The following is a 13539-nucleotide window of genomic DNA, read 5'->3' on the forward strand; positions in this document are numbered from 1 at the left end:
CGCTTACCACTTACTGCCCGATCGGCGTTGGCGTCCTAAAGTTCTTCCATGAGCGCCAGCAGCGGGGCGGTTCCACACGACGTCCAGGCGGTCGCCGCCGTGCTGGCGGAGGTCCCGCTGTTCCGCGTGCTCGGACCGGCCGGGATCACCAGCACCGTGCGCGCCGGGGTGGCGCGCAGATACCGCAACGGGCAGATCATCCTGCACCAGGGCGATCCGGGCGAATCCCTGTACGTGCTGCTCGACGGCCTGGTGAAGGTCGTCTTCACCACCGAGCACGGCGACGAGATCGTGCTCAACATGCTGGGCCGGGCGGAGACCTTCGGCGAGATGGCGCTTCTGGACGACTCGCCGCGGTCGGCGTCGATCATCGCCGTGCGCCCCTGCTGGATCTTCGCGCTGCCCAGGGCGCGGCTGCTGGAGCTGATGCGGGAGCATCCCGGGCTCGCCGACGAGTTCCTGCGCATGCTCGGGCAGATGGTGCGCAGGCTCACCGGGCAGGCCGCCGACCTGGCCTTCCTCGACCTGGGCGGGCGCCTGGCCAAGCTGCTGCTGCAACTGTCGGTCAAGCGCGGCCAGACCCAGGGCCCGGTCGTGGACATGCCGGGGCTGACCCAGTCGGACCTCGCCGCGCTGATCGGCGCGTCCCGCCCGGCGGTCAACCGGGCCCTGCAGTCGCTCGCCGCCCGCGGCCTCATCGCCATGAAGGGGCGGACCATCACGTTGCTGGACGTCGAGGCGCTGCGCAAACGCGGAGGTCTCTGACCGGATCTGGAGTACGGGGAACATGAACGAGCACGACAACGGCCCCGCCGAGCGCTGGCCGGCGGAACGCTTCCGGCAGTTACGGCAGCAGGCCGACCCGGACATCGACAAGATCGTGGCCGGCTACCTGGAGACCAGGCCCGCAGGGGAGAACGCGCTGTCCCTGCTGCGCGCGGTCGTGGTGGAGCTCGGCCGGGCCAAGCGGGAGGCGCGGGCCCCTTCGGGCGAGACCGGCCCCTCGGCCATCTTCGACGCCATCGACTTCGGCAAGGACCTGCCCGAGTGGGGCGAGGACGCCGAGCTGCTGGCCCGCGGCCAGGCCGTCTTCTCCGACTACGGGCTGTACCAGTCGGTCGCGCTGTTCTGCAAGTGCCTGCCCATGGCCTACGTCGAGATCTCCAGCGCCAAGGTGCTGGCCGGCGTGTCCGACCTGGCCACCCACAGCCTCACCCGCCGGGTCGCCGAGACCGGCCAGATGCTGGTGGACGTCATGGGCCTGAAGGCCACCGACAGCCTGACGCCGGGCCGTCCCGGGCACACGACGGCGATCGGGCTGCGCATCCTGCACTCGTTCGTGCGCGCGCTGGCCACCGAGCACTTCGGCGACGACTGGGACACCGCCAGGTTCGGCCCGCCGGTCAACCAGGAACTGCTGCTGGCCACCATCTTCGACTTCTCGGTCGTCACGTGGGAGGCTCTGGAGAGCATGGGGGTGCGCCTCAGCGACGACGACAAGGCCGCCCACCTGTACACGTGGAGCGTCTTCGGCCACCTCATGGGCGTCGAGGCGTGCCGCGACCGGCCGCTCACCCTCGACGACGTGCCGCCGGTCAGCGAACGGCTCGGCCGCCTGTACGAGTCGAGCGACGAGGGCCGCAGGCTGATGGCCGTGCTGCTGGCGGAGATGGAGGAGTTCATGCACCTGGGCTGGCGCAAGCTGCCGCGCAGCCTGGTGCACTGGGTCTTCCGCGACGCCCGCCACAACGCCGCCCAGGTCCCGGCGCTGCTCGACGTGCCGCCGCCGGCGTGGTGGTTCAACGCGCTGTTCGCCGCGGCCAGGGCCGGCAACCGGTACGGCCGCCTGATGGGCCCGGTCGACGCGGTGGTGCGCTGGCTGGTGCGCCGGGCGGGCAAGCACATCGTCATCGCCATGATCGACCGCTACTCGGGCGGCCACGCCGCCTTCCAGATCCCCGAGGAGCTGGCCGCCCAGTGGCGCGTCCGGCAGTCGAAGACGGCGCGCCGCACCCGCAGGCTCCGCCACAGCGTCCGCAAGGGCGTGCGGAGGGGCGTGGGCAAGGCGGCCAGGGCCCCCGTGCGGAAGGAGGGACCACCCGCGTGAGCACCCCGCACGAGCCGGGCACGCTGACCACGGCCACCATCCTGTTCACCGACGTGGTCAGCTCCACAGCCCTGCGGATCAGGCTGGGCGAGGAACGCGCCAACGTCGTCTTCCGCCGGCTCTACCAGCTCCTGCACTCGGTGGTGACGGCCAGCGGCTCGACGTTCACCAAGAGCCTCGGCGACGGGCTGATGGCGGTGTTCGGCTCGGCCACGGCCGGGCTCGACGCGGTCATCGCCGTCGAGCAGGCCGTCGCGGCCGAGAACGAGCGGGCGCTGGAGAAGATCTCGATCAGGGCCGCGCTGGCGGCGGGCGACGTGTGCTGGGGCGCCGACGACGTCAGCGGGCTGCCCACGGTCGAGGCGGCCCGGCTGGTCGCGGTGGCCGAGGGCGGCCAGGTGCTCTGCACCGACCTGGTGCGCCGGCTGGCCCAGGGCCGCAGCCGGCACGAGTTCAAGGACCTGGGCCGGCTGCCGGGCAAGGGCCTGCGGGAGCCGATGCACACCTACGAGCTCCACTGGCAGAGCGCCGACAACCAGCACGCCGGCGGGCTGGCGCCCTGGCTGGACAGCGGGCACGTGCTGCCGTTCGTCGGCCGGGACGAGGAACTGCGGGCGCTGGAGGAGGAGCTGGGGGCGGCCGAGTTCGGCAGCGGGCTGGTGATCCTCCAGGGCGATCCGGGCGTCGGCAAGACCCGGCTGGCCTCGGTCGTGGCGCGGCGGGCGCTCAAGCGGCAGTTCACCGTGCTGGCGGGGCGGTGCACCGATCCGGCGCGGCAGGCGTACGAGCCGATCGCCGGGGCGGTCGAGCGGCTGGCCCGCACCTCGCCGGCGCTGCTGTTGCGGGCCGGGGTCGACCAGCAGTGCGGGCAGCTCGTCCGGCTGGCGCCCTCGCTGGCCGCTCCCCCGCTGTCGCTGGCCGTGCCGCCCGCCACCGAGCCGGTCTCCGAGCGTTACCACCTGATGGCCGCGGCCCGCACGCTCATCGAGCGCCTGGCCACCGTGCGGCCGGTGCTGCTGGTGATCGACGACCTGCAGTGGGCGACGCTGGAGTCGCTGCAGATGCTGCACTCCCTGATGTGGGACGCCGACTCGCTGCCGCTGCTGATCCTGGCCACCTCGCGCCCGGTGCCCGTCGAGTCGGCGATGCCCGAGCTGCACAAGCTGACCGCCGGCGGCCGCCTGGTGCAGGTCTCCTCCTTCGGCATGGACGAGGTCAGCCGGGCCCTGTCGGAGGTGCGCAGCGACGGCGACCCAGAGCTGCTGTACCGGATCACCGGCGGGAACGCGTTCCTGGTCACCGAGGTGGCCAGGGAGCTGGCGGCGGGCGCCGACCTCGACGCGCTGACCGTCCCCGACTCGGTCACCCGCATGGTCCGGGCGCGTCTGGCGCAGCTCCACCCCGACGCCCGCGACCTGGTCAGCCTGCTGGCCGTGGGCGAGCGCATGGAGTCGGCCGCGCTGCGCCTGGGCCTCGGCCTGGACGAGGCGCGCTTCGTGGCCGCCGTCGAGGAGGCCATGGGCGCGGGCCTGGTGACCATGGCCGACGGCGGCCAGTGCCAGTTCTCCCACGAGCTGACCCGTACCGCCCTGTACGCCACGCTGTCGGCCCCCCGCGCCGGGCTGCTGCACGGCCGGGTCGCCGACGCCCTGTGCCAGGCCGACCCGCAGGCCATGGAGTCGCGCCCGTACGTCGTGGCCACCCATCTGCTGGCCGCCGCCGAGCACGGCCGCGATCCGCGCCGGACGGCCGAGGCCGCCGAGGCGGGCGTGCAGGCGGCCCGCCACGCGCTGGCCGGGCTGGCCCACCGCGAGGCGGTCACCTGGTACCAGCGGGTGCTCGGCCTGCTGGCGGACTTCCCCGGCGCCTCCCCGGAACGGCGTGCCGAGCTGCTGATGGACTGCGGCCGGGCGATGTGGCTGGCCGGGCACCCGGAGGCGCGCGAGACCCTGCACCAGGCCGCCGAGCTGGCCAGGGAGTGCGGGCGCGACGACCTGATCGTGGTGGCCGCGCTCGGCGGCGACCGCGGCTTCTCCAGCATCTCCGCCGCCCCCGACCAGCGCCGCATCGCGCTGCTGACCGAGGCGCGCAAGCTGGTCGACTCGACCGACCTCAGCACCCGGGCGCTGCTGGCCGCCCTGCTCGCCTCCGAGCTGATCTGGGCGCCCGACGGCGAGCGGCGCTTCGCGCTGAGCGACGAGGCGGTGGCGCTGGCCCGCAAGTCGGGCGACCCGCGCACGCTGGCCAGCGTGCTCGGCATGCGCAGCCTGACGATCATCCCGGCCGACCCGCTGCACCAGCGCCACCGCGACGGCGACGAGATGCTGGAGGCGGCCCGCCGCACGGGCGACGACCTGGCGCTGTTCCACGCCTACGTCCAGCGCACCCCGCCGGTGCTGGACAGCGGCGACACCGCGCGCGCCGCGACGCTGCTCGACCAGGCCGACGAGCTGGCCCGCCGGCTGGCCCAGCCGCAGCTCAACTGGCTGATCGGCTACTCCAGGGCGGGCCTGACGCTCATGCAGGGCGACCTGGCCCAGGCCGAGACCGAGGCGCTGTCGGCCATGCGGCTCGGCACCGAGATCGGCCGCCGCCTGGAGGCCGTGGCCATCTACTCCGAGCAGATCTCCGAGATCCGCCGGCTGCAGGGCCGGTTGTGGGAGCTGCGCGACCGGCTGCGCCGCGCCGCCCAGGCGCCGCGCGTCGACCCGGTGCACGCCGTGCTGCGCTACCTGTGCGAGATGGGCGACGAGGAGGCCGGGCCGCTGCTCGACCGCATCCTGGCCGACCGCGGCGGCGTGCCGCCGCGCAACATGGCCCACCGGCCCGCCCTGGACAACCTGGCCGTGGCCGCGGCGCACCTGCGCCGTCCCGAGCTGGCCGAACGGCTGTACGCGTCGCTGGCCGCCGACGGCGAGACGTTCGGCCACGGCACGGTCGCCCACCATTGCGGCCACCACTACCTGGCCCACCTGTGCGTGACGATGGGCGACCCGGCGCGGGCGAGCGAGCACTTCGAGGCCGCCGCCGAGGTGCACGAACGCAGCGGCGTGCCCCTCATGCTGGCCGAGTCGCTGCTCGACTGGGCCGACCTGCTCGACACCGCCGACGTCGGCGGCCCCCGGCCGGCCGCGCTGCGCGAGTGGTGCGCCTCCCTGCTGCCGGGCCGCGGCGCGCTCCTGCTCGACCGGCGGCTGCCCGCGCACCCCGTTTAATCTGCGGCGACATCGGGCAACCCGGCACGGGGGGCGCGATGAAGAGGTACGGGGTGCACGGATGGCCGGGGGATTTCCACCGATCGGGGCGTACGCGTTCCTGTCGGACTGTCACACGGCGGCACTGGTCGCGCCCGGCGGGGCGGTGGAGTGGATGTGCGCGCCGCGCTTCGACGGCCCGAGCGTGTTCGCGCGCATCCTCGACCGGCGGCTCGGCGGGGCGTGGGAGTTCGACGTGGCCGGCGCGCGGGTCGAGGGGCGCGGCTACGTCGAGGAGACGCTGGTGCTGCGCACCCGCTGGGTCGGCCGCGACTGCGAGGTCGTGGTGCACGACTTCTTCGCCACGTCGCCGCCGGGGACGGGCGGCAGCGGCGTGGTGCCCGTCCGGCTGCTGGTGCGGTGGGCCAGGTGCGAGAGGGGGCGGGCGGTCGTGCGCTCGCGGGTGCTGGCCAGGCCCGACTACGCCACCCGCGAGGCCCGCTGGACGCCGCGCGACGGCGTGCTGGCCGAGGAGTCCGGCCTGCTGCTGACCGGCATGGCGGAACCGGCGGAAGGGCCGACGACAGGGCTCATGGCCGAGACCACGCTCGGCGCGGGCGAGTCGTGGGCGGTCGCGCTCGACTACGCGGGTCAGGGGCACGCGCCCGTCAGCGACCCCGAGCGGCTGCTGGCCGACACCGTGCGGTCGTGGCGGTCGTGGTCGTCGCGGTCGGCCTACGACGGGGTGGGGGCGCGGCAGGTGCGGCACAGCGCGGTCGTGCTGCGCGGGCTGCTGTTCGACGAGAGCGGCGGGCTGCTCGCGGCGCCCACGACGTCGCTGCCGGAGTGGCTCGGCGGGCAGCGCAACTGGGACTACCGCTACGTGTGGCACCGCGACGCCGCGCTCATGGTGCTGGCGCTGCTGCGCCTGGGCCATCGCGAGGAGGCGGGCCGCTACCTGACGTTCCTGCTCGGCCAGTGCGCGATCCACGAGGGCGACCTGCCGCCGGTGTTCGGCGTCGGCGGCGGGCCGGTCGCCGACGAGACCGTCCTCGGCCATCTGGAGGGGTACGCGGGCTCGCGTCCGGTGCGCATCGGCAACGGCGCCGCGGGTCAGCATCAGCTCGACGGTTACGGCCACATCCTGGACGCGGCCATGGCCTACCACGGCGTGACCGGCGAGCTGAGCGGCGGCCCGGTGTTGTGGCGGCTGGTGGAGCGGGCCCGCGAGCGGTGGCGGGAGCCGGACGCCGGCATCTGGGAGGTGCGCGGCGGCGAACGTCACTGGACCTACTCCAAGCTGTACGCCTGGGTCTGCTTCGACCGCGCGGTCCGGCTGGCGGAGGCGACCGGCGAGCCCGGCCTGCCCCTGGCGCAGTGGCGGGCCGAGCGCGCGGCCGTCCGCGCCGAGCTGCTGGAGCGCGGCTACAACGCCGACGTCGGCGCCTTCACCCAGTCCTACGGGTCCGAGCAGGCCGACGGCTCGCTGCTGCGGCTGCCGCTGCTCGGCTTCCTGGACGGCGACGACCCCCGCGTGCTCGGCACCCTCGACCACATCCAGGCCCGCCTGGGCGAGGGCGGCGCGCTCGTGCACCGCTACGACCCCGAGACCACCCGCGACGGCGTGGACGGGCCGGAGGGGGCGTTCCTGATGTGCTCGTTCGAGATGGTCTCGGCGCTGGTGCTGGCCGGGCGGACGGCCGAGGCCCGCGACCGGTTCGAGACGCTGTGCGCGCGGGCCGAGCCGCTCGGGCTGTTCGCCGAGGAGATGACCGGCGACGGGCACATGGCGGGGAACTACCCGCAGGCGTTCACGCATCTGGCGCTGATCGAGGCGGCGCTCAACCTCGACGCCTCCGGCACCGTCGACGCCCTGCACGACTGGGCCGAACACGGCGGCTGACCCGGCGCCTGCGGGGCCCGCGGAAGCCTTCGGCGGGCGGCTGCTAGGGTGCGGCGGGTGAGCGGTCGCGCGGTACTCGTCACGGGAGCGTCCAGGGGCATCGGCAGGGCGGTGGCGATCGCGTTCGCCGCCCAGGGTGACCGGGTCGCGGTCCACCATCGCGACTCCGCGCGGGCGGCCGAGGGCGTGCTGGGCGAGCTGGCCGGTTCGGGGCACGTCGTCGTCCAGGCCGATCTGGCCGACCCCGAGGGCGTGCGGCGCATGGCCGACGAGGCGGCGGGGGCGCTGGGCGGGCTCGACGTCCTGGTCAACAACGCGGGCGTCTACCATCTCCACCCCATCACCACGACGTCGTACGAGGAGTGGCAGGCCGCCTGGCGCCAGGCGTTCGAGGTGAACCTGATGGGCCCGGCCAACCTGGCCTGGTGCGCGCTGCGCCACATGCGCGCCGGCGGCCGCATCGTGAACGTCAGCTCCCGCGGCGCCTTCCGCGGCGAGCCCGACGCCCCCGGCTACGGGGCCAGCAAGGCGGGCCTGAACGCGATGAGCCAGTCGCTGGCCGTCGCCCTCGCCCCGCACGGCATCGCGGTCGCCGCCGTGGCCCCCGGCTTCGTGGCGACGGACATGACCACCGAGCACCTCAAACCGCCCGCGGGGGACGCGATCCGCGCGCAGAGCCCGTTCGGCCGGGTCGGGGAGGCGGACGAGATCGCCGCCGCCGTGCTCTACCTGGCCTCGCCGGCGGCCGAGTGGGCCAGCGGCACCGTCCTCGACCTCAACGGCGCCTCCTACCTTCGTTAACGCCCGGAAATATCGGAAACCCCCCATTTTTCGGCCTGGCCGGGTAGCTTGCCGCACGGACATTCCCGAAGGACCGAGAGAGGACGACCGGTTTCGATGAAAACGCGCAAGCACATCGCACGGCTCATCGTCGGCGCGGGCACGCTGGCGGCGGTGCTCGCCGTGAGCGGCGGGGTGGCCCAGGCCGCCGGACCGTACCCGTACGCGGGGGCGGACGACGTCGGCCGCCGGCTGACGGTGTGCGCGGACGACCTGATGGTCCGCGACTTCGTCGGCACCCTCCACCGGGGCCAGACCTTCACCGTCAAGGGCTTCGACGGCGCCTACAAGGAATGGGTGTACGGCTTCGCCTACGGCAACGTCAACGTCAACGGCTGGGTCGAGAACGGCTGGTTCTGCGACGCCTGACGGCCCCGCGTACACCCCGGCCCGTGACCAGGAACGCCCTGGTCACGGGCCTTTTTACGGCGCCGGTCGGTACGGCGCGGTAGCGCGGCACTACATCCGTCGTCGTAGACGCGGCCGGCATTTGATCCCGCTGGGGTAGCGGCAGATGAGTCCGCCGGTGGGACGCCACGAAGCCCCGGCCGGACGACGATTACCAGACATGAGAACCCGAGTCAGGTACCTCCAGGGCGCCGCGCTGCTGGCGACCGGGCTGCTCGCGGGCGCGTTCGGATACGGCGCCGCCAACGTGGTGCCCACGTTCGGCGCCGTGCCGCTGGACGTGCGCCTGACCTTCCACACCACGATGATGAAGGTCAACGAGCCGGTCATGCAGAGCGCGATGGCCCTGGCGATCCTGACCACGTTCGGGCTGGCGCTCGCCGGTCGCGACCTGCCGCGCCGGCTGGCTTCCGGCGCCGCCGCGCTGGCGGTGGCCTCGCTGCTGATCACCGTGTTCGGCAACGTCCCGCTGCACGCGCGGTTCCGCGAGTGGGCCGCCGGCTCCGTGCCGGCCGGCCACGCGGAGGTCTTCCATCGGTGGGAGCTGTTCCACACCCTGCGCACCCTGACCGCGCTGGCCGCCTTCGTGCTGGTCGTCGTCGCCGCGGTCGCCGCCCGTCCCTCGACCTCGTCCCGTTAGGAGAACGTCATGTTCCTGCGTATCGCGCTCGCCGCGCAGACCGTCGCCCTGCTGCTGCAGGCCGTCACCGCCGGGCTGCTGCTCAGCTCGCCGGGCGGCCGGGCCGCCCACAGCGCCACGGCGATGGCCGTCGCGGCCACCGTGCTGCTGTACCTGGTCGCCGCGGTGATGACCAAGCAGCGGGCGGCCATCCTGGCCGCCGTCGGCATGCTGGTGGCGACGCTGGTCCAGATGGCGCTGGGCATGGCGCACGTGAAGGGCGTGCACGTGCCGCTCGGCGTGCTGATGTTCGGCGGCAGCATGGTGCAGACCGCGCGGGTCTGGTCCGCCGGCCGCCTCCGGACGACGTCGGCATGACCGGCATGACCGGCATGACCGGCATGACCAGGCGGCAGGCGCTGCGGCTGCTCGGCGTGGGCGCGGCGCTGGGCGTCTCGGGCGTCTCGGGCTGCTCGCTGCTGACCCGCACGCCGCTGCCCCAGCTGATGACCAGCCAGGCGCCGCTGCCCGCGCCGTACGCCGTGCCGCTCCCGCGACCCGCCGTGGCCAGACCGGCCAGGACGGACGCGGGCGCCGACTACTACGAACTCCTCCAGCGTCCGGCCGAGGTGGAGATCCTGCCGGGCCTGCGCACCCCGGTCTGGGGGTACGACGGGCAGTTCCCCGGCCCCACCATCCGGGCGCGCTCCGGCCGCCGGACCGTCGTGCGCGTCGGCAACCGGCTGCCCGCTCCGACGGTCACCCACCTGCACGGCGGGCACACCCCGCCCGAGTCCGACGGCTTCCCCACCGACCTGGTGCAGCCGGGCGCGCACCGCGACCACGTCTTCCCGCTGGAGCAGCGCGCGGCCACGCTGTGGTACCACGACCACCGCATGGACTACACCGGGCCGCAGGTCTGGCGCGGCCTGGCCGGCTTCTTCATCGTGGACGACGACGAGCAGGACCGGCTGCCGCTCCCGTCGGGCGATCGGGACGTGCCGCTGCTGATCTGCGACCGCGCCTTCCAGGCCGACGGGACGATGCCCTACCCCGGCAGGCAGGACGGCCCCGGCGCCCGCGAGGCGTTCATGGGCGGCGTGCTGGGGGACGTCATCCTGGTCAACGGCGCGCCCTGGCCGCGGCTCGGCGTGGACCGCGCCCGCCACCGGCTGCGGCTGCTCAACGCCTCCAACGCCCGCACGTACGAGCTGGCCCTGTCGCCCGGCGGCACCCTGACCCAGATCGGCAGCGACGGCGGCCTGCTGGCGGCGCCGCGTCCGCTCCAGCGGATCCGGCTGGCGCCCGGGGAGCGCGCGGACGTGATCGTGGACTTCGCCGCCTACCGGGTCGGCGACCACGTCGAGCTGCGCAACCTGCTCGGGGAAGGGCCGCAGGCCCGGGTGATGCGGTTCACCGTCGAGCGCGACGCCCGCGACGACTCGGCGATCCCCAAGGTCCTGTCCACCGTCGAACGCCTCGACCCGGCCTCGGCCGCGGTGACCCGCGACTTCGAGTTCAGCAGCGGCGACCTGCGCGGCCACACCGGCTGGCTGATCAACGGCAAGCCCTTCGACGTGCGCCGCGTCGATGCCCGGCCCAAGCTCGGCCAGGTGGAGATCTGGCGGGTGACCAGCGACGTCGCCCACCCCGTGCACCTGCACCTGGCGCCCTTCCAGGTGCTCTCGGTCGGCGGCGAACGGCCGGACGGCCCGCCGGAGTGGAAGGACACCGTCGAGCTGCGGGAGGCGCAGACCGTGGAGATCATCACCCGCTTCACCGGCTACCGAGGCCGGTACGTCCTGCACTGCCACAACCTCGAACACGAGGACATGGCCATGATGAGCACCTTCGAGGTGGTCTGACCCCGGGCCGCTCGCCCGGTCGCGCTAGCGGGGGTTGCGGGCGCGCCAGGCGACGTAGTCGGCGACCGCCGCGGCCAGGTCGAAGGCCGGCTCGAAGCCGGTGTCGCGGGTGAGCCGGGCGATGTCGAGGCAGGGGTCGTCCCCGTCAGGGCCGGATCGTCCGGGCAGGAGGCCGGGCCGGGAGCCGGGGACGGCCGCCCGTACGGCGTCGGCCAGGTCGCGGTTGGTGAACGGCCGGCCGCTGGAGACGTTGTAGACGGTGTGCGGCAGGGCTCGCGCGGTCATCAGCAGGGCGATCGCGCGCCCGGCGTCGGGCGCGTAGCAGGTGTCGCCGCCGTCGCCGGCGTGCAGCGGCGGCGGCCGCTCGCCCCGCAGGGCGGCGCCGACGTACGGCGGGATGTGGTTGAACGGCGACTCCGGGTCCATCAGCGGCCCCCACACGCTGCCGATCCTGAGCACGACCGGCTGGACCCCGCTGCCCAGGAGGCCGTGCGTGATCAGGGGTTCGGCCGCCTTCTTGAGGGCGACGATCGGGTGCGGCAGGTCCGCGGCGGGCAGCGGCAGCTCCTCGTGCCACCGGGTCTCCGGCCGCCCGGCGTAGACGCCCAGGCTGCTGGCGACGGCGAACCTGCGCACGCCCCTGGCCCGCGCCACCTCCAGCGCGTTGAGCAGGCCGGTGGTGTCGGCGCGGAAGAAGTCCACCGGGTCCGCGCCCGGGATGCCGCCGGCCAGGTGGACGATGTCGCCGACGTCGTGGCGGGCGGCCAGGGCCAGGAAGGCGTCCCGGTCGGTGACGTCCAGCGGCTCCACGGCGACCCGGCCGGCCAGGAACGAGGGGACCTCGGCCCGGCGGTGCGCGGTGACGACGACCCGGCGTCCGAGGTCGGCGAGCGCGCGGGCGGTGTGCGCGCCGATCATGCCGAGCCCTCCGGTGACGAGGATCATCGGGCCACCTCGTAGCGCAGGTGGGTCACGCCCGGCGCGGGCACGGCCTCGACCAGGCGCAGGCGTACGTGCTCCGGCAGCTCACCGAAGAACGGCCGGCCGCCGCCGAGCAGGACGGGCACCTGGTGCAGGACGACCTCGTCGACCAGGCCCGCCCGCAGCGCCTCGGTGACCACGCCGCCGCCCATGAGGCCGACGTCCTTGCCGCCGGCGGCCTGGCGGGCGGCGGCGATCGCGTCGTGGACGCCGGTGGTGACCAGCGTCTGGCGGCCGGTGATCTCCGGCGCCGGGCGGTGACTGAGGACGATCAGGCGGACGCCCGGGTGGGGGCTGCCGCCGCCGAAGTGGTCGGAGTCGTCGTAGGTGCGGCGTCCGGCGACGATCGCGCCGACGCGGCCGGCCAGGGCGTCGAAGAGCCGGGCGCTGGGCGCGCTCAGCTTGAACCCGTCGAAGACCTGGCTGGGGGTGTCGCCGTCGAAGTACCAGTCGAACAGCATGGACGCGTCGCCGAGGCCGCGCCCGGCGCCGGGGTCGCGGCCGGTGATGAAGCCGTCGACCGACACCGCGTGGGCGCTGATGACCTTGCTCATCGGAGTCTTCCCTTCCGGAGTGCTCAGACGTCGAGGCCCCTTCTCTCCGGGAGGATCCGAAGGGGGCACGAAGTCGCCGTCGCCGGAAAGTCTCCGCCGCGCCGCCGTCCGACCGGCAGATGCGGAAGTGGACGATCGGCGATGACGAACGTCATCGCCGATCGGGGGTACCCGGTCCATCCCGGGAGAACCCGCCCACGCGGTCACTCCCCCGCCAGCACCTCCGCGCCGAACTTCACGAAATAGGCGGCGGTCTCGGCGTCGGCCGGGTAGTACGACTCGATCGAGATCTCGTCCAGCGTGATGTCCATCGGGGTGCCGAACGTGGTGGTGGTCGAGAACAGCCGCAGTTCGGCGTCGCCGAACCGGAAGATCATCGGGACGGTGACCTCCGACTCGGCCGACCGGCCCGCCTCCTCCAAGCCCGGCGCGAGCAGCTCCTCGTAGATCGCCTGCAGCTCGGCGTCGGGGGCGACGGCGAGCTGGCGTGAGATCCGGGCCCGGAGCACCGCGCGCACCTCGGGCAGGTTGACGATCCGGGGAGCGAGCCCGCCGCTCGCCAGCCCCAGCCGGACGATGTTGACCGGCGCGCGCAGCAGGTCGGGCGCGACGTCCACGAGGAACGGGTCGATGGCCCGGTTGCTCATCACGATGTTCCACCGGCGGTCGAGGACGACCGCCGGGTACGGCTCGTGGGCGCGCAGCACCCGCGCGATCGCCTCCCCGGCCGTCGACAGCGCGTCCCCGGTGAGCGGCTGCTCGGCGTACCGGGGGGCGAAGCCGGCGGCGAGCAGCAGCCGGTTGCGCTCCCGCAGCGGTACGTCCAGCCGGTCGGCCAGCCGCAGGATCATCTCGGGGCTCGGGTTGGACTTACCGGTCTCGACCAGGCTCACGTGCCGGGCCGAGACGCCGGCGGCGATCGCGAGATCGAGCTGGCTGAGCCGCCGGCGGTGCCGCCATTGCCGCAACATGTCCCCGACAGTCCGCATGGCCGCCGAGACTACTGGACGTCCGCCATGAAATCCCTTTTCATCGACATCCCCGGCAGGGCTGGCCAGAGTGTCCCCC

At 74.1% G+C, this 13539-nt stretch carries 12 protein-coding genes; 9 read left to right on the plus strand and 3 right to left on the minus strand.

Annotation, left to right across the window (positions count from 1 at the left end; translation table 11 throughout):
• The first annotated feature begins 48 nt into the window (after positions 1 to 48).
• From ACIBK9_RS46730 to ACIBK9_RS46770, 9 genes are all read left to right on the plus strand, one after another.
• Positions 49 to 765, plus strand: a complete 717-nt coding sequence (locus ACIBK9_RS46730; protein WP_352361358.1) for a Crp/Fnr family transcriptional regulator — start codon at positions 49 to 51, stop codon at positions 763 to 765.
• Between the two features lie 22 nt (positions 766 to 787).
• Positions 788 to 2107, plus strand: a complete 1320-nt coding sequence (locus tag ACIBK9_RS46735) for an oxygenase MpaB family protein (protein ID WP_397165497.1) — start codon at positions 788 to 790, stop codon at positions 2105 to 2107.
• Entirely contained in the window at positions 2104 to 5322 is a 3219-nt protein-coding gene (locus ACIBK9_RS46740) for an ATP-binding protein (RefSeq protein WP_397165499.1), read from the plus strand. The genes ACIBK9_RS46735 and ACIBK9_RS46740 overlap by 4 nt, the downstream gene beginning before the upstream one ends.
• Positions 5323 to 5383: 61 nt before the next feature.
• Positions 5384 to 7204: a glycoside hydrolase family 15 protein gene (locus ACIBK9_RS46745; protein WP_397165501.1), complete on the plus strand. Its 1821-nt coding sequence runs from the start codon at positions 5384 to 5386 to the stop codon at positions 7202 to 7204.
• Between the two features lie 57 nt (positions 7205 to 7261).
• Positions 7262 to 8005 carry an SDR family NAD(P)-dependent oxidoreductase gene (locus ACIBK9_RS46750; RefSeq protein WP_397165503.1) on the plus strand — a complete coding sequence of 248 codons (744 nt, stop codon included), beginning with the start codon at positions 7262 to 7264 and terminating at the stop codon, positions 8003 to 8005.
• Between the two features lie 96 nt (positions 8006 to 8101).
• Entirely contained in the window at positions 8102 to 8413 is a 312-nt protein-coding gene (locus ACIBK9_RS46755) for a hypothetical protein (RefSeq protein WP_397165505.1), read from the plus strand.
• A gap of 199 nt (positions 8414 to 8612) precedes the next feature.
• Positions 8613 to 9092, plus strand: coding sequence for an anthrone oxygenase family protein (locus tag ACIBK9_RS46760; RefSeq protein ID WP_397165507.1), 480 nt, complete (start codon positions 8613 to 8615; stop codon positions 9090 to 9092).
• 9 nt (positions 9093 to 9101) lie between these two features.
• Positions 9102 to 9449 carry a hypothetical protein gene (locus ACIBK9_RS46765; protein WP_387665044.1) on the plus strand — a complete coding sequence of 116 codons (348 nt, stop codon included), beginning with the start codon at positions 9102 to 9104 and terminating at the stop codon, positions 9447 to 9449.
• Positions 9446 to 10936, plus strand: a complete 1491-nt coding sequence (locus tag ACIBK9_RS46770) for a multicopper oxidase family protein (RefSeq protein ID WP_397165509.1) — start codon at positions 9446 to 9448, stop codon at positions 10934 to 10936. Before ACIBK9_RS46765 ends, ACIBK9_RS46770 begins: the two co-directional genes overlap by 4 nt.
• A gap of 24 nt (positions 10937 to 10960) precedes the next feature.
• Here the strand turns inward: ACIBK9_RS46770 and ACIBK9_RS46775 are convergent, their stop codons facing one another.
• The 3 genes from ACIBK9_RS46775 to ACIBK9_RS46785 all read right to left on the minus strand — a co-directional run bounded on the left by ACIBK9_RS46775 (position 10961) and on the right by ACIBK9_RS46785 (position 13460).
• Complete coding sequence (locus ACIBK9_RS46775; protein ID WP_397165510.1) at positions 10961 to 11881, minus strand: NAD-dependent epimerase/dehydratase family protein; 921 nt, start codon at positions 11879 to 11881, stop codon at positions 10961 to 10963.
• Positions 11878 to 12471, minus strand: coding sequence for a dihydrofolate reductase family protein (locus ACIBK9_RS46780; protein ID WP_397165512.1), 594 nt, complete (start codon positions 12469 to 12471; stop codon positions 11878 to 11880). The genes ACIBK9_RS46775 and ACIBK9_RS46780 overlap by 4 nt, the downstream gene beginning before the upstream one ends.
• A gap of 203 nt (positions 12472 to 12674) precedes the next feature.
• The gene (locus ACIBK9_RS46785) at positions 12675 to 13460 is read right to left on the minus strand and encodes a helix-turn-helix domain-containing protein (protein ID WP_397165513.1); all 786 of its coding nucleotides are present in this window, start codon (positions 13458 to 13460) and stop codon (positions 12675 to 12677) included.
• Between the last annotated feature and the right edge of the window lie 79 nt (positions 13461 to 13539).

The sequence above is a fragment of the Nonomuraea sp. NPDC050227 genome (genome assembly GCF_044459705.1).
GTDB lineage: Bacteria > Actinomycetota > Actinomycetes > Streptosporangiales > Streptosporangiaceae > Nonomuraea.